Below are 17285 nucleotides of genomic sequence, written 5' to 3' on the forward strand. Positions count from 1 at the left end.
CCGAGTCGGCTCGTCATAACCAGCCGACTCGGCGGGAATCTGTGTCAGGACGAGCCGACTCGGCGGGGAATCAGGCGGTGACCAGGCCGCGCAGGCGCTCGTCGCGCGGCCAGGCGCCGGCCCAGACGAGGACGGCGGTGGCGATGGCGAAGACGGTGTTGAAGGCGGGCTGCCCGAAGACCAGGTTCACCGTGACCGCGCCACCCAGGTAGGCGGTGATCAGGACCGTACCCATCGCCCGGGTGGCCGGGACGTGGTAGGCGACCAGCGAGAGGCCGAGGACGGCGCCGCAGACGACGGGGAACCAGCCCGGTGCGCCGATCTTGTCGTTGAAGTCCATGACGGGCTCGACCCGTAGCAGGTGGGTGACGATGTCGAAGCCGAGGAACAGGGTGACCAGGACGGTGATGACCCAGCCGGCTCGTTGTGCGTTGGTGCTCATCTCGATCTCCTCAGAGGTGGGTGGTGATGCTCGTACCCACGCGTCGAGCGTGCACCGGCGATCTCGACATCGCCTTTCACCTTTTCTTCAGAGCAGCGGCAGCAACCCGCAGATCGGCGACCAGACCGTCGTACGTCGCCTGCCTCTCGTCCTCCGCCCTGAGGACGGCGGAGGGGTGGGTCGTGGCGAGAACCCAGGGGTCGAGGGTCTTCGTGGCGATGGCCTCGGGCCACTCGAGGAGGTGGCCGCGTGCCTCGCCGACGCGGAAGGACGAGCCGTACAGCGCCTTGCCGGCGGTGCCGCCGAGCAGGACGATGCCGGCGGGACGTACCAGGTCGAGCTCGGCCGCCAACCACGGAGCACAAGCGCCGACCTGCTTGCTCGTGGGTGACTGGTGGATGCGGCGCTTGCCCGAGAGACGGTGGCGGAAGTGCTTGACGACGTTCGTCGTGTACGTCGCCTCCGGCTCGATCCCGGCGTCGGCGAGCGCCTCGTGGAGGATGCCGCCGGCCGGGCCGACGAACGGCTCACCCTCACGGTCCTCACGGTCACCGGGCTGCTCACCGAGCAGCATCAACGGGGCCGGAGTTGGCCCTTCACCCATCACCCCTTGGGTGGCGTCGCGATAGAGCTCGCAGCCACGGCAGTCCTGGACGGCGCTGCGCAGTTCGGACAGCGTCGGTGACTCCGGCACCCACTCCGCAGCACTCACGTCGCTCACGAGCCCAGCGGATCGTGGCCGACGTTCATCAGCCGGCGCCGCCAGTGCGCATCGCCCGCGGTCGGCTCCCACTGGCCGGTGTCCCCGCCGCGCAGGTCGGTGACCTTGTCGACGACCCGCTGCATCACGTCCACGTCGTCAGCGGTGACGTCGGCACGGCGCTTGGCGAGGATGGCTGCCACCCGGTGGCCGAGTGCGCTGCCGGCCCGGTCCGGTTCGGTCTCGGCCGTCTCCCCCGCGCCCTGCACGGCGAGCCACTTCCGCAGGTCGCGCGAGGTCATGTTCACCGCGCGGTGGAAGTTCTCCCAGAGCCTGTCGTCGACGATCGTCTCGGCCATCTCGTGCCTCCTTCGTGCTTGTTCACCGCCCTGGTACCCGCCCGAGCCGCCGTGAACTCCTCGCAGCCGCCGCACTTTCCCGCCATGGCGGGAAATTGCTGCGCCAGCCGTCAGCCCAGGAGAGCCCGCGCCTCCGGTGAGTCGTAGAAGCTCGAGAGCCGGCGACGGATCAGCTGCTCGAGGACGCCGGCCTCGGCGAGCGCCTCGATCACCGGCGGCCCGAAGCGGAGGGCCTCCTCGACCAGGTCGTCGCGGCCCAGACCCCACTCCTCCAGGAGCCGGTCGAGGGTGAAGCTCCCGTAGGTGTCGAAGAAGAAGTCGACACCCGTGTCGACCAGGGCCTGCAGATACTCGGAGTCCCGGATGTCGAGCCAGACCTGGTAGAGCCCGACGAAGAGCGCGACCAGCTGCTCGTCGTCGATCAGGTCGGCGAGCTCGCGCACCGGTCGGGTCGCGAGCGCGTCCCAGACCTCGAGCAGCGCGTCATGGACCTCTTCGTCGGTGACCGAGCTGGCCGCGGTGTCGGAGAGGTAGCCGAGGAGCGCCCCGGCGCCGCGCTCCGCGAGCTCGCGGGCGCTCTGGTCGACCGCCGCACCGACCGGGGTGCCCTTCACCGTGTCCGCCATCCGGCCCGCGACCCGCTCTGCGATCGAGAAGCCGAGCGCGCCGCCCGGAAGGTTGTCGGCGAGCCGGCGGCCGGTGTCGACGGCACCCCTGGCGGTGCCGCGCACCAAGGTGCCGACGCCGGCCTGGATCCCGGAGTTCTCGGCCAGACTGCGCAGGACCTGCTGGCGCAGCGTGCGCATCTCGACGAGGGCCTCGACCAGCTCGTCGATCCGCGGCCGGCTGACCACCTTGCCCAGCTGGGTGTCGTTGGCGGGGTGCGCCTTCAGTCGCGTCGCGAGCGCCCCGGCGACCTCCGGGATCGCGCCCGGGAGCCGGAAGTTGCTGACGTATTTCAGCGCGACCTCCTTGATCAGGTCGCGCGGCATCACCTGGTCGAGCGTCAGCCCACTGGCCGCACGCAGCGCGAAGTCGATCTCGCCGGTGACGAGATCGAGGAAACGTACGCCGCGCAGCGCCGCCATCTCGTGGGCGACATGTGCGTCGAGGAGGCGTCGAGCGAGGTCCGGCTCAGTCATGGGCGACATTGTCCACGGGGCGGGCGTTTACTCGAAGCTCGATCTCGACACGCCCGTCGCTACCGCTCGCAAGCTCGCGGTAGCGGGGCTGCTCGATCTAAAGCCGCGACGCGGCTTTATTCCCACTCGATGGTGCCCGGGGGCTTCGAGGTGATGTCGACGGTGACCCGGTTGATCTCGCTCACCTCGTTGGTGATCCGGGTGGAGATGCGCTCCATGACCTCGTAGGGAAGCCGGGCCCAGTCCGCGGTCATCGCGTCCTCGGAGGTGACCGGGCGGAGCACGACGGGGTGGCCGTAGGTGCGGCCGTCGCCCTGGACGCCGACCGAGCGGACGTCGGCGAGCAGCACGACGGGCATCTGCCAGATGTCGCGGTCGAGACCGGCGAGGGTCATCTCCTCGCGGGCGATCGCGTCGGCCTCGCGCAGGATGTCGAGCCGCTCCTTGGTGACCTCGCCGATGATGCGGATGCCCAGGCCGGGACCGGGGAACGGCTGGCGCTGGACGATCTCGTCGGGCAGACCGAGCTGGGAGCCGACGGCGCGCACCTCGTCCTTGAAGAGCTCACGCAGCGGCTCGACCAGCTCGAACTCGAGGTCCTCGGGGAGTCCGCCGACGTTGTGGTGGGACTTGATGTTGGAGGTGCCGGCGCCGCCACCGGACTCGACGACGTCGGGGTAGAGGGTGCCCTGGACGAGGAAGGCGACCTTCTCGTCGCTGTCGCCCAGGATCTCGACCTCGGCGCGCTCGAAGCAGCGGATGAACTCGCGGCCGATGATCTTGCGCTTCTCCTCCGGGTCGGTGACCCCGGCGAGCGCGTCGAGGAACTCCTTCTCGGCGTCGACGATCTTCAGCTCGGCACCGGTCGACTCCCGGAACGCCTTCTCGATCGCGACCGACTCGTTCTTCCGCATCAGGCCGTGGTCGACGTAGACGCAGGTCAGCCGGTCACCGATCGCCTTGGCGACGATGGCCGCGGCGACCGCGGAGTCGACACCACCCGAGAGCGCGCAGATCGCGCGGTGGTCACCGATCTGCTCACGGACCCGCTCGATCTGGTCCTCGGCGATGTTGCCGATCGTCCAGGTCTGGCGCGCGCCGGCGATGTCCCACAGGAAGTGCTCGAGCACCTTCTGGCCGTGCTCGGAGTGGAGCACCTCGGGGTGCCACTGCACGCCCGCGAGCTGCTTCTCGACGTTCTCGAAGGCCGCCACCGGGGTGTCGGCGGTGCTCGCGAGCACCGTGAAACCCTCGGGCGCCTCGGAGACCGAGTCGCCGTGCGACATCCACACGTTGTGGGCCGGCGGCATGTCCCGGAGCAGCGTGCCGGGGACCCCCACGGTGACCGGCGTACGCCCGTACTCCCGGGCGCCGTTGTCGTCGACGGTCCCACCCAGGCCCTGCGCCATCAGCTGGAACCCGTAGCACATCCCGAACACCGGGATGCCCGCGGTGAACAGGCCGTTGTCGATGGCGGGGGCGCCCTCGGCGTACACGCTGGAGGGGCCGCCGGAGAGGATGATCGCCTTCGGGTTCTTGGCGAGCATCTCCTCGACCGGCATCGAGTGCGGCACGATCTCGGAGTAGACCTTCGCCTCACGTACGCGGCGGGCGATCAGCTGCGCATACTGCGCGCCGAAGTCCACCACGAGAACCAGATCGTGCTCTTCCGCCCCAGGAGCCTGCGTCATGCACGAATCCTAACGACGGGGTACGCCGCCCGCGAAATGCACCAGGGCCCGGCCGGGGAGGGAGGTGGCCGGGCCCTGATTGCCCGAGGCAAAGCTGTCCCGGACGTAAGACCCGGCATGTATTAGGGAGGGAGCAATCCCGGGTCTGATCACTCCAACGAACTCTCTTAACCACAGTTACGGGTCAACCAAAAACTTCCTGTCAGAATACTTCCTGCGCAGGACATGTCACCATGACAACAGGTTGGTCAACGAACATCAACAATGGGCAGCTGCAGCGCTGCGGGCGCGCTCGCGGGCACCGCGGGCGAGGCCGGCCTGACGGGCTGGATGCGCGCGTAGCCCGCACCCAGCTCCGGCCGCGGGTCGGCCTGGTCCTTGTTGGGCCAGAACGCCATCGCCCGCTCGGCCTGCGCGGTGATCGTCAGCGACGGGTTCACGCCCAGGTTGGCCGAGATCGCGGAGCCGTCGACGACGTGCAGCCCGGCGTGGCCGTAGAGCCGCTGGTAGGGGTCGATTACACCGGTGTCCACCGAGTCGCCGATGGTGCAGCCACCGATGAAGTGGGCGGTCATCGGCTTGTTGAACGGCTCCCCGATCGTGCCGCCGGCATACCCCGGCTTGTCGCCCGAGCTCATCACCCCGGCCATCTTCCGCACGGCGTCGAGGCCGGCGGGGATCCAGGTCGGGTTGGGCTTGCCGTGGCCCTGCTTCGACGACATCCGCCACCCGAAGATCGTCCGCTTCGGGAAGGTCGTGATCGAGTTGTCCAGCGCCTGCATGACCAGTGCGATGACGGTGCGCTCGGACCAGTGCTTGAAGTCGTAGAACGTACGCAGCGACCGCCGCTGCAGCCACATCTCCTTGAGCCAGCGGCGGAGCCGATGGGGACCGCCCTCGGTGAGCACCGTCTGCATCGCCGCGATCGCGTTGCTGCCGTGCCCGTAGCGGACCGGCTCGATGTGGGTGTGCTCGTCGGGGTGCCACGAGGAGGTGATCGCCACGCCCTCGGTGTAGTCGACCGCCGTGTCCGGGGCGATGGCGCCGAGGATCGACTCGGAGTTGGTGCGGGTCAGCTCGCCCAGGCGGTCGGAGATCTGCGCCAGGTCGCCGGTGCGCTTGAGCTTGTGGAGCAGCTTCTGGGTGCCGAGCGAGGCCGCCGAGAAGATCACCTGGTCGGCGGTGAACTTCCGGGTGCGCCCGATGCCGAGCTTGGCCGTGGTGGAGCGGGTCTCGATGACGTACCCGCCTCCGGTCCTGGCCGGGTAGACGCGGGTCACCGTGGTGAGCGGGTGCACCTCGGCACCGAACTTCTCGGCGAGGTAGAGGTAGTTCTTGACCAGGGTGTTCTTCGCGTTGTGGCGACAGCCGGTCATGCACTCGCCGCAGTTCGTGCACGTACGCCGGTCAGGGCCCTCGCCGCCGAAGTAGGGGTCCGCGACCTCCTGCCCTTCCACCTGGCCCGGGCCTCCGAAGAAGACGCCTACCGGCGCCTTGTGGAAGGTGTCACCGCGTCCGGCCTCGGCCGCGACCTTCTGCATGACCTCGTCCGCGGGGGTCAGGTGGGGGTAGAGGTTGACGCCGAGCATCCGCTTGGCCTGCTCGTAGTAGGGGGCGAGCTCGTCCTTCCAGTCGGTGATGTGGCTCCAGGAAGGGTCCTCGAAGAACGGGTCGAGCGGCTCGTAGAGGGTGTTGGCGTAGACCAGCGAGCCGCCCCCGACCCCGGCACCGGCCATGATCACGCAGTCCTTGACCACGTCGATGCGCTGGATCCCGTAGCAGCCGATCGCCGGCGCCCAGAGGTATTTGCGCAGGTCGAAGGAGTTGTTGGGCAGCTCGTCGTCGCTGAACCGGCGACCCGCCTCGACCACTCCGACGGAGTAGCCCTTCTCGGTCAGCCGCAGCGCGCTGACCGAGCCACCGAAACCCGATCCGATGACGAGTACGTCGTAGTGGGTCATGCGCGGCCCAGCGCCTTCAGGGCGCGCAGCGAGGCGGTCATGAACTTGGCGTAGGCCTGGTCGCTCATCCCGAACTGCGGGGCGAAGCGCAGGATCGCCTGGGAGGCGACGGACTGGGTCTCGGTGTAGCGCAGGATGCCCTCGACACCCTGGCGACGCCCCTGGCCGGACTCGCGCATGCCGCCCATCGGGGCGTCGATGCTCGCGAACGTGGCGCCGAAGGCCTCGTTGATGTTGATCGTGCCGCACTTGATCTGCCGGGCGATGCGCCGGGCGCGCGAGGTGTCACGGCTGTAGATCGAGCCGTTGAGGCCGTACTCGCCGTCGTTGGCGCGCTCGATCGCCTCCTCCTCGCTGTGGAAGCGGTAGACGGAGACGACCGGACCGAAGGTCTCGTTGCCGAAACAGGTCATCTCCGGGGTGACGCCCTCGAGGATGGTCGGCTCGAAGAAGAACGGCGCCAGGTCGGGGCGGGCCTTGCCGCCGGCGAGCACGCGGGCGCCCTTGGAGACGGCGTCCTCGACGTGGGCGGCCGCGGTGTCGACCTGGGCCTGCGAGATCAGGGTGCCCATGTCGTTCTCCCACCCGAGGGTGGCGCCGAGGGTCATCGCCTGGGTGCGGGCGACGAAGCGCTCGACGAACCGGTCGTAGACCTTGTCATCGACGAAGAGCCGCTCGACGCTGACGCACAGCTGGCCGGAGTTGGAGAAGACCGCGCGGGTCGCACCCTCGGCGGCCTTCTCGATGTCGGCGTCCTTGAGGACGAGCATGGGGTTCTTGCCGCCGAGCTCGAGGCTGGCGCCGATCAGGCGCTCCGCCGCCTGCTTGGCGACGATCTTGCCGGTGTTGGTCGAGCCGGTGAAGCAGACGTAGTCGGCGCGCTGGATGATGCTGGTGCCGATCTTCGAGCCCGGGCCGGCGACCACGGTCCACAGGTTCTCCGGCAGCCCGGCCTCCGCCAGCAGCTCGGCACCGAGGAGCGCGCTGAGCATGGTCTGGGAGTCGGGCTTGATGACCACCGCGTTGCCGGCGGCGATCGCGGCCAGGCCGTCGCACAGCGCCATCGTGAACGGGTAGTTCCACGGGCTGATGATGCCGACGACACCCTTGGGCACGTGGTTGAGCTCGACCCGGGTCAGCACCGGGATGACGCCGAGCTTGCGCTCGGTGTCGAGGATCTTGCTGCTCTTACGCCCGTAGTAGCGCGCCGTCAGCGCGATGTGCAGCGGCTCGTCGAAGGCGTGCTTGCGGGCCTTGCCCGACTCCAGCACGATCAGGTCGAGGATCTCGTCCTGCCGGTCGAGGACGAGGTCGTGCAGCTTGATCAGGATGCGCTCGCGCTCGGCGACCGAGGTCGCGGCCCACTTCTCCTGCGCCACCCGCGCCTTGGCGAAGGCCGCGGCGACATCGTCGTCGCTCGACTGCGGGATGTGCGCCAGCGGCGCCCCGTTGAGCGGACTGATGACCTCGTTCGTCTCGCCTGTGGTGGCCACGAGGTGGCCGGTCAGACGGGCGACGTAGTCAGGCTCGAGGGCCAGGGACGCCGCGGCGTCGTGCTCAGGATCGAGCGGGCCCTCGACGATCGGGCCGCCGGAAGAAGTCGGGTTCGATGCGCTCATGTACCGAGAGTATGTGACCGGCGTCTCGGAAGCCAGACATGCGTCCCACTAACTGGCCACGCCGATGTGACGACCTGGTCGGTAGATGACCAGGGCACCCCTGAGTACGCGCTTGGGAACGCCGAAGCTGCAGCTGAGAAAGCATCAAAATGAAGCCCTGCTCGACCTTCGCGCCGCACTCGGCAAGGCCACGTGACGAATAGGCTCGTGGGCGCCACGACCACGGCCGTGACGACCAACCGACAACCGCCCTGCAGGTCGTCTGGCCTCAGTTCTTGGAGATCATCTCGATCCCACCCATGGCCAAGCGGAAGATCCTGACGTAGGCCGCTCTGACGTCCGGGTCACGGTCGATCCGTGGCAGTTGTTCGTAGCGACCAGGGTCGACGTCAATCGTCGCGACGCCACCCGCCGATTCACCTACAGCAGTTGCGAACAGCACCAAGCACCGATAGGCATGGACACCGCCGCCATGCTGCTCACGCATGAACGACTGCATGAGCACCTGACCTTCCTTGACCTGGCCGCGCAACGCCCCAACCGTTGACCATCGCGTACCCCAGCCACGCGCCTCAGCGTCCCGCTGCAACTCCAGCAGCACCTCAAAGTCGAGCTGACACACCTTGAAGTCCGGGTCTGTCGAGTCGATCAACGGCATGGCTACTCGATCCCCCAGACGGTGATCGGGGTATCCCGGTCGATCCGATCCGTTACTACGCGAGACTGGCTGGCACACCTCAACTGGCTCGACATACCTCCGCAGCCCACCACAGATAGCTGTACTGCTCGGCCGGAAGGTCGATCACCACCCGGTCCAGCGGCAGCCGGTCCAGGGCGTGCACGGTGCACTCCTCCGCCGGCGCGGCCCGGTAGAGATAGGCGTCCAACGGCCATTGCGTACGCAGCCACTCATCGAGCCGCTCGGCTACCGACACCCCGAGCCCAGGCTCGCGGTCTTGGCGGAGCCAGTAGCTGACCCTCGCGGTGGATCCACCGGCGTACCTGAGCAGGGTGCGGGCGTCGGCGCCCATCGCCTCCAGGTAGGGGAACAGCGGCTGGACGTAGAGACAGCCGAGCGACGAGGTGCCCTGGGGGTCGAGGAAGAGGTAGGTGAAGGCGCGCCTCGCCTGGTGATCGGACCAGTGCCGGATCACCAGCGGAAGGTTGTCGTCGCTGCCGAAGCCGGCCACCGGCCAGCGGCCGTAGCTGTGGTCGCGGATCACGTCCGGGCTCGCCAGATAGGCGTCGGTGTCCAGGTCGAGCAGCTCGGGCCGGAGTGGGGCGAGCACGAAATCATCGGTGGCCAGCGGCTCGGGGGGATCTGCGACCAGGCAGTTTTCTGGGCCTGTCGAAGGGAACATGTGGTCAGATTGCTACGTCAACCGGCTGCTGCGCCACGGCAATTCCGACGCCGAGGCTCGGGCGCTCGTCAGAGTTCGCGCACCGGCCAGCCGACCCGGGCATGGTGGCGAACGTAGACGTCTCCCCCAGCGGCGACATCGGCAGCAACCTCCGCACTGACTGCCTCGATCTCGTCAGGATCGGTCCAGCCGGCACCGGGAACCCACACCGTCTCCAAATCTTCGGTGGTGCCGCTCACGGCCGGGTCGACAAGCTGAGCGACGTACGCCGCGGCCACGGCCGCAGTGAGGTCTTGCGCACCCGGCACGCCGCGCGCCACGTTGGGATAGGTGGTCGCCCACTCCTCTGGCACCCGGAGGTGATCGAACGGCGGTATCTTCCCCAGCGCCCGCTTGGTGGCGATCGCCGCCCGCAGCTCCTCGAGGCGTACCCGCTGCGTACGGGCAAGCACCACAAGATCGACCAGATCCTTGACGCGGCTGGATGCCCCGGTGGGGTAGTTGACGTCCATGGTGGCGCACACCTTGTCGGCGATCTGGTCAGCAACCGGGTAGAGCCGGTACGGGCGGGTGACCAGCCGACGGCGCAACTGCAGGCGGTTCGCGGGCTCGACGATCTCTGGCTGGCCGATCGGGCCAGGCCCGACGACTATGTCGACCTTCACCTGATCGATCTCACGCTCGCCACCGAAGGCACCTCCGGTGTCGATGCAGGAGAACACGTAGCGCCGGGTGATCACCCCAGGCTGATTCTCCCCCAACCCGGTCGGCGTGCTGCTGAGCAGACGGAAGGCGAGGTGATCGCCGAGGTCTACGTCGACAGCCCGGACGAGCGCAGCCTCAGCCTCTGCGAGGTCGCCTGCTCGCTCGGCGGCCAGATCCATGTCTTTGGTCGTACGCGCCTGCGGAACTCTGGCGAGCATGCTCATCCCGCCCTTGAGCATCCACTCCGATGCCTCGCCTTCGGCGAAGACCCGGGAGAGGAACCGATCAAATCGTGCCTGCCGGATCTGGGCATCGACCGTCGCTGCTCGAACGTTCGGCCCGGCCTCTCGGGAGGCCTTCTTGGCGGCCTCCTTGATCGCGAGCTCGATCGAGCGCCAGTCGCGGTAGCCCTCGTCACTCATGCCGCCCATCCTTCAGGAGCGATGCCGGCGAGCTTGAACAGATCGTCGGCCACGGAGCGGCCGTTCCCGATGTCGCGCTGCTTCCGTGCCCGGGCGATGGGCTCGAGGTAAGCCACCAGGCGGTCAGGGGCAAGGAGTCGGCCGGCGAGCACCGCATCACGCACGACGCCAGCAACCAGGGAAGGGTCGGTCCGCTGCTCGACCAGGTCGGCGATGGCCCGCTCGACCGACAGGACCGGGAGACCGTTGGCCGTGCTGACCTCCTCGCGAGAGAGCTGCCTGATCCGCAGGTGCACCCCGGGCAGCCGGGTTCCTTTGCGGCTGGGAATCATGAAGTCGAACCCATCGAGAAAGAAGTCGCCCAGATCGTGAGCGACAGCCGCGGTTACCCCGGCGGCGACAAGGGCGGGAGCCCCTGCCGGTGTCTTCGGCATCGTCGCGCCGCCGAGTGCAAGCCAGGTCGCATAGATCGCCTCATGGTTCTGGGGCGGCGCGCCGGCCATGCGGTAGACGCCCTGGGCGACCCGCTCGATCGCTCCGGCCGCCGCCATGCGGGCCAGCTGCTGCCGAGAGACACCGACCACCGCAGCCTGAGCGGTTGTGACCATGCCCCACCGCTGCTCAGCGATCGCCCCCAGTTTCCCCAGCGTCGAGTCGATCATTCAACAATTGTATCACCAGTGATGACAAATGTTGTCGCTCGGACAACCAGGTTGCTATGGGGTCAGACCAGGTCCTCGACCTCGAGCCGGGCGCGGTCGGCGTCCTCGTCGGTGACCATGAGCTGGGAGCGGCGCTCGGCCTCGATGCGGCGCAGGTAGTGGTCGACCTCCTCCTTGGTGCGCTGCTCGTCCCAACCGAGCTCCTCGGCCATGAGCTTGGCGACGCCGGGGGCGGCGGAGACGCCGCGGTCGAAGGTCTCCATCGAGATCCGGGTGCGGCGCTCGAGGACGTCGTCGAGGTGGCGAGCCCCCTCACACTGGACGGCGTAGACGACCTCGGCCGCGAGGTAGTCGTCGGCGCCTTCGAGGGGCAGCGCGAGGGGGCGGCGCTGCTGGATGAGGTCGAGTACGTCATCGATCATGCCGCCGTGGCGGCCGAGGAGGTGATCGATCCGGCCGACGTGGAGACCACTGCGACGGGCGAGCAGGACGCGCTGGTTGGAGCGGGTCTCGAAGCCCTCGGCGCCGACCAGCCGCACCTTGTCGGTGATCGAGTCGCGCAGGGTCATGTTGGTCGTGGTCCCCAGCGAGTGGGCTGCGGCGTCGACGGCGTCGCGTGCCATCACACGATAGGTCGTCAGCTTGCCGCCGGCGATCAGCACCAGTCCCGGCAGCGGGGTGACCACGAGGTGCTCCCGGCTGAGGCCGGCGGTCTGGTCGGACTCGCCGGTCAGGAGCGGGCGGAGCCCGGCGTACACGCCCTCGACGTCCTCGAGGTCGAGCGGCTCGCGCAGGATCGCGTTGACGTGCTCGAGGACGTACTCGATGTCGGTCTTGGAGGCTGCCGGGTGGGCGAGGTCATAGGTCCAGGGGGTGTCGGTGGTGCCGATGATCCAGTGGCGGCCCCACGGGATCACGAAGAGGACCGACTTCTCGGTGCGGACGATGAAGCCCGACTCGGAGCGGATCCGGTCGCGCGGGACGACGAGGTGGATGCCCTTGGACGCCTTGACGTGCAGGGCGCCGCGGCCGCCGACCATCGCCTGGATGTCGTCGGTCCACACCCCGGCGGCGTTGACGACGGTCTTGGCCCGGATGACCAGGTCCTGGTCGTGCTCGAGGTCGCGGGCCCGGACGCCGACGACCCGCTCGCCCTCGCGCAGGAACCCCGTCACCTGGACCCGGGTCGCGACGTGGGCGCCGTGGGAGGCGGCGGTGCGCGCGATCGTCATCACCAGGCGGGCGTCGTCGACCTGGGCGTCGTAGTACTGGATCGCACCGGTGATCGTGTCGGTGCGGAAGTCGGGGGCGATCCTCGCCACGCCCCGGCGGGTGAGGTGGCGGTGGCGCGGGAGACCCGAGTTGCCCATCCCGGAGAGCGGGCCGAAGCTCGCCATCCCGTCGTAGAGCGCCAGGCCCGCGCCGATGTAGGCGCGCTCCCACACCGGGTTGGTCAGCGGGTAGAGGAACGGCACCGGCCGGACCAGGTGCGGGGCCAGGGTGTTGAGCAGCAGACCGCGCTCCTGGAGCGCCTCGCGGACCAGCTCGAAGTCGAGCATCTCGAGGTATCTCAAGCCGCCGTGGACGAGCTTCGAGCTCCGCGAGCTCGTTCCCGAGGCCAGGTCGCGCTGCTCCACCAGCCCCGTGCTGAGGCCTCTGGTGACGGCGTCCAGTGCCACTCCGGCGCCGGTCACACCCCCTCCGACGACGAGGACGTCGAGCTCGGTCTCTCCCGCTGCTCCGACCATCGTGCCGATCGCGAGATCGCGGCTCTGTGGACTCAGTGCCCCTGTACGAGTCATACGTTCGAAGTTAACTCACCACGTCGAATTGTCACTTCTGGCGCGCGAGAAGTTCACCGGCACCGGCGGATAAGTCACGCAGCCGTCACAGACGGGCGGCGCTGACGAGGGTGGCGACCCGGTCGGCGGGCATGGATTCCTCGACGACGACCATCTTGTCGCCGTCGGCGTGGATCATCGGGCGGGCGCCGTCCGACTCGGGGGCTGCGGTGGCGATGGCGACATGCATGACCCGCCCGTCCGGGCGCGCGAAGAAGTAGAGATCGCCTTCAGTGACGTCGTCGAGGTCGATCGCCGCGAGTGCGGCGGCCTGGTCGCGGGCGTCCCGTGGGAGACGTACGCCGATGGCCTCTGCCGCCCGGAAGACCAGGCCGGAGCAGTCGATGCCGGCATCCGTCGTGCCACCCCAGACGTAGGGGACGCCGAGATAGCTCCGAGCCTTGCTCAGCAGGGTGGCCACGGGCGAGGCGAGAGCGGCCGTCGGCAACCAGCCGGGGTAGCCCCGCTCGTCCTTCGAGGAAGCGTGGGAGGGGATCACGACGTACGTCCACTCCCCCTGCGTCTCGAGGACGACGATCTCCTCGCCGGGCACGACCTCGGTCTCGTGCTCGGCGTCGTCGGCGGGCTCGGCCACGACGAAGGTCGGCTGGTTCACGGTGGTCATGCAAGGACTCCTTCGATGCCGAGGCCGGGGGCGTCGGGGAACAGGATGCGGGGGCCGTCGTAGCCGATCCCGCCGACATAGGGCGAGCTCTTCGCCCACCAGCCCGCGTCGAGATCCTGCTCGCCGGGGATGCCGAGTGCGGCGACCAGTGCGGCAGCCGCGCCGATGCCGAGGTGGGACTCCATCATGCAGCCGACGAGACGGCCGAGGCCGTGGCTCCTCGCGACCTCCAGCAGCTCGATCGCGGGCGTGATCCCGCCACACTTGGCGAGCTTGATGTTGACCGCGTCCGCCGCCCCCGCGCGGATGACGTCGACCAGATCCTCCAGATCGAAGACCGACTCGTCGGCGAGGATCGGGTAGGGCTGGTGACGACGGACGTACGCCATCCCCTCCAGGTCACGCCGGGCCACCGGCTGCTCGACGAGCTCGAGCTCGACGTCCTTGTCGGCAAGTGTCGTGAGCACCGCGACCGCCTCGTCCGCGCGCCAGCCGGTGTTGGCGTCCAGCCGGAGTACGTAACCCGGGGCTGCCTCACGGACCGCGAGCACGCGCTCGGCATCGCCGGCCGGATCCGTCCCGACCTTGATCTTGAGCGTCGTGAACCCGTCTCGTGCGCGGGCTGCCGCCGCCTCCGCCAGGTCGGCGGGGGTGCCTACGGAGAGGGTCATGTCGGTCAGCAACTGTGTTGGTTTCGACACGCCTCCGCCTAGCGGCTCCGAGGTCTGAACGAAGTGGCCTTCAACCAACGGGGGGCCAGCGTTGGTTGAGCCGGGCGAGCGCCAGCGAGCCCGTGTCGAAACCAACACATCCAGGTGCTCGGTCATCGACACCCCAGCCCGGCGCGCGACAAGGTCGTGCAGCGCGATGTCGGCGGCCATCTTGGCCGACCGGTTGCCGATGACGGCGCCCTGGATCAACCCCGCCGACGACAGATCGGCAGCGGCACCGACCAGCGCGTCGGAGATCGGCCCCTCCAACGCCGCGGCTGACCCGGCGAGCGAGTCACCGGTGACCTTCCAGACCTGCGGCGCCTCACCCCAGCCGACGCACCCGTCGGAGTCCTCGACCGTGACGACGACCGTCTCCGCGAAGTCGGTGCGACGCAGAGCCGTCACGAACGGGGTGTGCAGCGGCACCCGGACACGCTGGGTGCGCACCGCGACGATCGCGGGCGAGGTCACAGGGTGGACCACAGATAGCGCGCGACCTCGCTGATCCGGAACTCCGACTCGTCGTCGTCCAGGCCGGTCGTGAGCACGACCATCACCTGCGGTTCGCCCTGAGCGGGCCGGATGATCGCCATGTCGTGGCGTACGCCGTCGACCCAGCCGGTCTTGTTGCCGACCACCGCGTCCTCGGGCACCCCGAGCGGGATCGCGTCGCGATACTCCTGGGCGACCAGGATGCCCTCCAGCTCGGCGGTCGACTCGGGCGAGAGCAGCCGGCCGGAGGCGAGCTTGGTGAGCAGCTTGCCCATGTCGTTGGCGGTGACCAGGTTCTGCAGCCCGGCCTCACGGGCGGGCGCGTCCTCGATCCCGCGCGACACCGTCGTCATCGGCGTCACCCCCGCGTCCGCGAGCACCGCGGCGACCTCCTCGAGCCCGACCCGCTCCAGCACCAGGTTGACAGCCAGGTTGCCCGAGACGGTCAGGGAGCGGCGTACGAGATCACCCAGCGGCAGCGCGGAGCCGACCGCGTCCCAGGTCACCGGGTCCTGGTCCTCGGCCGGATCCATCGAGAAACGCGACCCGTCGACGGCGGAGTCGAAGTCGGGATGCACCCCGATCGGCTCATCGAGAGACAGCAGCCCACGATCGCGCAGCCGATAGGCCGCGATCGCGACCGGCACCTTCATCAGGCTCGCCGCATAGTGCTGCTGGTTGACGTTCTGGGCCTGCGTCGGGATGCCGTCGAGGCCACTGAGCCAGGTCGAGACCAAAGGTTCCACATCGGCGAGACTAGTGGAGACGGACCAAACGTCGTTGACGGTTCGCCGGGGCGGTGCTCTACTCCCTGCCGTGACGCCCCTGACGACCCTCCGGCCGGCCGCTGTCATCGACGAGACGATCCGCCTGCTGACCGAGCACTACGTCTTCCCCGAGACGGCCGAGCAGGTCGCCGACCTGCTGAAGCGGCGCCTCGCCGAGGGTGCCTATGACGTCGATGGCGCCGAGGAGCTCGCGCGTCGGGTCACCGACGACCTGCAGTCCGTCAACGACGACAAGCACCTACGCCTCAAGCACCACGCCGAGCCGGTCTCCCCCGAGCAGGGCGCGGCGACCATGGAGTCCATCCGACGCGACTTCGACACCTCGCTCGGTGGTGCGCCCCGGCTGGAGCTGCTCGACGGAGGGGTCGCCGTCCTGGAGCTGGCGCCGATGCTGTTCCCGCTGGAGTGGGCCGCAGAGCCGCTGGGCGCGGCGCTCACCGTGGCCTCGCGTGCCGAGGCGCTGATCGTGGATCTGCGCGGCAACCGGGGCGGCGACCCGGACACTGTCGCCTTCGTCTGCAGCTACCTCCTCGACGAGCGCACCCACCTCAACACCATGCACTGGCGCAACGACGGTCGCACCGAGCAGTCCTGGAGCCTTCCGTACGTCCTCGGCGCACGCTTCGGCGGCAGCAAGCCGCTCTACCTGCTGACCAGCGGAACCACGTTCTCCGCCGCCGAGGAGCTGGCCTACGACCTGCAGCAGCTCGGCCGCGCGGTCATCGTCGGCGAGACCACCCGCGGCGGCGCGCACCCCTGCAAGGGTTGGACCGTGCACCCCCACCTGGAGGCCACGATTCCCACCGGCCGCGCCGTCAACCCGGCCTCCGGCACGAACTGGGAGGGCACCGGCGTGCAGCCGGACGTCCCGTGCACGGCCGACGAGGCCCTCGGGCAGGCGCACACGCTGGCCCTCGCTCGCCTCGCAGGCTGACTCTCAGGCCGGGTCGGACGGTCCGTCGAGCTCCTGCCGGGTCTTGTTCATCGAGTCCAGCCAGGCATCGACGTCCGCGGCACGAGCTGCGTACTCCTCGGCCACGTCGGGCTCGAGCGACACCCAGAACTGCGAGGTCTGGCCGGCCTCCCAGACCGCGTCGGCGACCTCCTCGGCGGTGAGCGCGCCCTCGGGCGAGATGAACCCAGGAAGTCCCGAGGACCGCTCGAGCATCGCCGTCTTCACGCTGCGCGCGACGATCGCTTGGGCGACCACCCCCTGATGCCGGTACGTCGCAGCGAGCCACTCCGCGAAGGCGATCTCGGCGTGCTCGGTGGCCGCATAGGAGGGCGAGCCGAGCAGCGTCAGCAGACCGGCGGACGAGGACGTCACCACGAACCGCCCGGATCCGCGCGCGACCCAGTCCGGCAGCAGCAGCCGCGCGGCGCGTACGTGGGCGAGGACGTTGACCTCGTAGGAGGTCAGCCACGCGTGGTCGGAGGCCTCGAGGCCGCGGCCCCGGTCGACGCCGGCGTTGCCGTACCACGCGTCGATCTTCCCGAGCTGCTCCCGGGCTGCCTCCACGAGCGCGGCGGAGCCGGTGGCCGAGGCGGCATCGCCGGGGACCGCGAAGGCCCCGATCGAATCGGCCACATCGGCGAGCTCGTCGGCGTCGAGGTCGGCCACGACGACGCGACAGCCTTCCGCCGCGAACCGCGTGGCCAGGGCTTTCCCGATCCCTCGGGCTGCCCCGGTCACAACCACCCCGCTCCCGGGTGCGAGTACGTTCACGGACCGACCACCTCCAGTGGCGTTAGTGAGGGTCAA

Annotated in this window: 17 protein-coding genes; 1 reads left to right on the forward strand and 16 read right to left on the reverse strand. The window is 69.1% G+C overall.

Features of this window, described 5'->3' with window-relative positions:
• Window positions 1–70: 70 nt before the first annotated feature.
• From ACFV9G_RS24605 to ACFV9G_RS24675, 15 genes are all read right to left on the reverse strand, one after another.
• Window positions 71–442 carry a DoxX family protein gene (locus ACFV9G_RS24605; RefSeq protein ID WP_378730922.1) on the reverse strand — a complete coding sequence of 124 codons (372 nt, stop codon included), beginning with the start codon at window positions 440–442 and terminating at the stop codon, window positions 71–73.
• A gap of 76 nt (window positions 443–518) precedes the next feature.
• Entirely contained in the window at window positions 519–1163 is a 645-nt protein-coding gene (locus ACFV9G_RS24610) for a UdgX family uracil-DNA binding protein (protein WP_378730924.1), read from the reverse strand.
• The gene (locus tag ACFV9G_RS24615; RefSeq protein WP_378730926.1) at window positions 1160–1501 is read right to left on the reverse strand and encodes a DUF3140 domain-containing protein; all 342 of its coding nucleotides are present in this window, start codon (window positions 1499–1501) and stop codon (window positions 1160–1162) included. The genes ACFV9G_RS24610 and ACFV9G_RS24615 overlap by 4 nt, the downstream gene beginning before the upstream one ends.
• A 110-nt stretch (window positions 1502–1611) precedes the next feature.
• Window positions 1612–2643, reverse strand: coding sequence for a hypothetical protein (locus ACFV9G_RS24620; RefSeq protein WP_378730929.1), 1032 nt, complete (start codon window positions 2641–2643; stop codon window positions 1612–1614).
• A gap of 116 nt (window positions 2644–2759) precedes the next feature.
• On the reverse strand, window positions 2760–4334 hold the full coding sequence (guaA, locus tag ACFV9G_RS24625; RefSeq protein ID WP_378730931.1) for a glutamine-hydrolyzing GMP synthase: 1575 nt from the start codon (window positions 4332–4334) through the stop codon (window positions 2760–2762).
• Window positions 4335–4582: 248 nt separating this feature from the next.
• Complete coding sequence (locus ACFV9G_RS24630; RefSeq protein ID WP_378730933.1) at window positions 4583–6295, reverse strand: GMC oxidoreductase; 1713 nt, start codon at window positions 6293–6295, stop codon at window positions 4583–4585.
• The gene (locus ACFV9G_RS24635; protein ID WP_378730935.1) at window positions 6292–7914 is read right to left on the reverse strand and encodes a succinic semialdehyde dehydrogenase; all 1623 of its coding nucleotides are present in this window, start codon (window positions 7912–7914) and stop codon (window positions 6292–6294) included. The genes ACFV9G_RS24630 and ACFV9G_RS24635 overlap by 4 nt, the downstream gene beginning before the upstream one ends.
• Window positions 7915–8182: 268 nt before the next feature.
• Window positions 8183–8572 (reverse strand): hypothetical protein, encoded by a 390-nt coding sequence (locus ACFV9G_RS24640; protein ID WP_378730937.1) that lies wholly within the window; start codon window positions 8570–8572, stop codon window positions 8183–8185.
• Between the two features lie 79 nt (window positions 8573–8651).
• The gene (locus ACFV9G_RS24645; RefSeq protein WP_378730939.1) at window positions 8652–9203 is read right to left on the reverse strand and encodes a hypothetical protein; all 552 of its coding nucleotides are present in this window, start codon (window positions 9201–9203) and stop codon (window positions 8652–8654) included.
• Between the two features lie 140 nt (window positions 9204–9343).
• Window positions 9344–10402, reverse strand: a complete 1059-nt coding sequence (locus ACFV9G_RS24650) for a nucleotidyl transferase AbiEii/AbiGii toxin family protein (protein ID WP_378730941.1) — start codon at window positions 10400–10402, stop codon at window positions 9344–9346.
• On the reverse strand, window positions 10399–11064 hold the full coding sequence (locus ACFV9G_RS24655; RefSeq protein WP_378730943.1) for a type IV toxin-antitoxin system AbiEi family antitoxin domain-containing protein: 666 nt from the start codon (window positions 11062–11064) through the stop codon (window positions 10399–10401). The genes ACFV9G_RS24650 and ACFV9G_RS24655 overlap by 4 nt, the downstream gene beginning before the upstream one ends.
• A 62-nt stretch (window positions 11065–11126) precedes the next feature.
• Window positions 11127–12866, reverse strand: coding sequence for a glycerol-3-phosphate dehydrogenase/oxidase (locus tag ACFV9G_RS24660; protein WP_378730945.1), 1740 nt, complete (start codon window positions 12864–12866; stop codon window positions 11127–11129).
• Window positions 12867–12951: 85 nt separating this feature from the next.
• Window positions 12952–13530, reverse strand: a complete 579-nt coding sequence (locus ACFV9G_RS24665) for a C40 family peptidase (RefSeq protein WP_378730947.1) — start codon at window positions 13528–13530, stop codon at window positions 12952–12954.
• Window positions 13527–14714 carry a dipeptide epimerase gene (locus tag ACFV9G_RS24670; protein WP_378730949.1) on the reverse strand — a complete coding sequence of 396 codons (1188 nt, stop codon included), beginning with the start codon at window positions 14712–14714 and terminating at the stop codon, window positions 13527–13529. Before ACFV9G_RS24670 ends, ACFV9G_RS24665 begins: the two co-directional genes overlap by 4 nt.
• A complete protein-coding gene (locus ACFV9G_RS24675) occupies window positions 14711–15481 on the reverse strand; it encodes a serine hydrolase (RefSeq protein WP_378730952.1) in 771 nt (256 codons plus the stop codon). The genes ACFV9G_RS24670 and ACFV9G_RS24675 overlap by 4 nt, the downstream gene beginning before the upstream one ends.
• Window positions 15482–15551: 70 nt before the next feature.
• Between ACFV9G_RS24675 and ACFV9G_RS24680 the strand changes: the two genes are divergently transcribed.
• Window positions 15552–16457, forward strand: a complete 906-nt coding sequence (locus ACFV9G_RS24680) for a S41 family peptidase (RefSeq protein WP_378730954.1) — start codon at window positions 15552–15554, stop codon at window positions 16455–16457.
• Window positions 16458–16460: 3 nt separating this feature from the next.
• Here the strand turns inward: ACFV9G_RS24680 and ACFV9G_RS24685 are convergent, their stop codons facing one another.
• Window positions 16461–17249, reverse strand: coding sequence for an SDR family oxidoreductase (locus ACFV9G_RS24685; RefSeq protein WP_378730956.1), 789 nt, complete (start codon window positions 17247–17249; stop codon window positions 16461–16463).
• Window positions 17250–17285: the final 36 nt, after the last annotated feature.

Origin of the sequence: Nocardioides sp. NPDC059952 (assembly GCF_042730435.1) — a bacterium.
Lineage (GTDB): Bacteria > Actinomycetota > Actinomycetes > Propionibacteriales > Nocardioidaceae > Nocardioides.

Coding starts and splice junctions, on each gene's coding strand:
- ACFV9G_RS24620 (WP_378730929.1), bottom strand. CDS start 2,643: ATGACTGAGCCGGACCTCGCTCGACGCCTCCTCGACGCACATGTCGCC.
- ACFV9G_RS24660 (WP_378730945.1), bottom strand. CDS start 12,866: ATGACTCGTACAGGGGCACTGAGTCCACAGAGCCGCGATCTCGCGATC.
- ACFV9G_RS24635 (WP_378730935.1), bottom strand. CDS start 7,914: ATGAGCGCATCGAACCCGACTTCTTCCGGCGGCCCGATCGTCGAGGGC.
- ACFV9G_RS24655 (WP_378730943.1), bottom strand. CDS start 11,064: ATGATCGACTCGACGCTGGGGAAACTGGGGGCGATCGCTGAGCAGCGG.
- ACFV9G_RS24615 (WP_378730926.1), bottom strand. CDS start 1,501: ATGGCCGAGACGATCGTCGACGACAGGCTCTGGGAGAACTTCCACCGC.
- ACFV9G_RS24665 (WP_378730947.1), bottom strand. CDS start 13,530: ATGACCACCGTGAACCAGCCGACCTTCGTCGTGGCCGAGCCCGCCGAC.
- ACFV9G_RS24650 (WP_378730941.1), bottom strand. CDS start 10,402: ATGAGTGACGAGGGCTACCGCGACTGGCGCTCGATCGAGCTCGCGATC.
- guaA (WP_378730931.1), bottom strand. CDS start 4,334: ATGACGCAGGCTCCTGGGGCGGAAGAGCACGATCTGGTTCTCGTGGTG.
- ACFV9G_RS24640 (WP_378730937.1), bottom strand. CDS start 8,572: ATGCCGTTGATCGACTCGACAGACCCGGACTTCAAGGTGTGTCAGCTC.
- ACFV9G_RS24605 (WP_378730922.1), bottom strand. CDS start 442: ATGAGCACCAACGCACAACGAGCCGGCTGGGTCATCACCGTCCTGGTC.
- ACFV9G_RS24630 (WP_378730933.1), bottom strand. CDS start 6,295: ATGACCCACTACGACGTACTCGTCATCGGATCGGGTTTCGGTGGCTCG.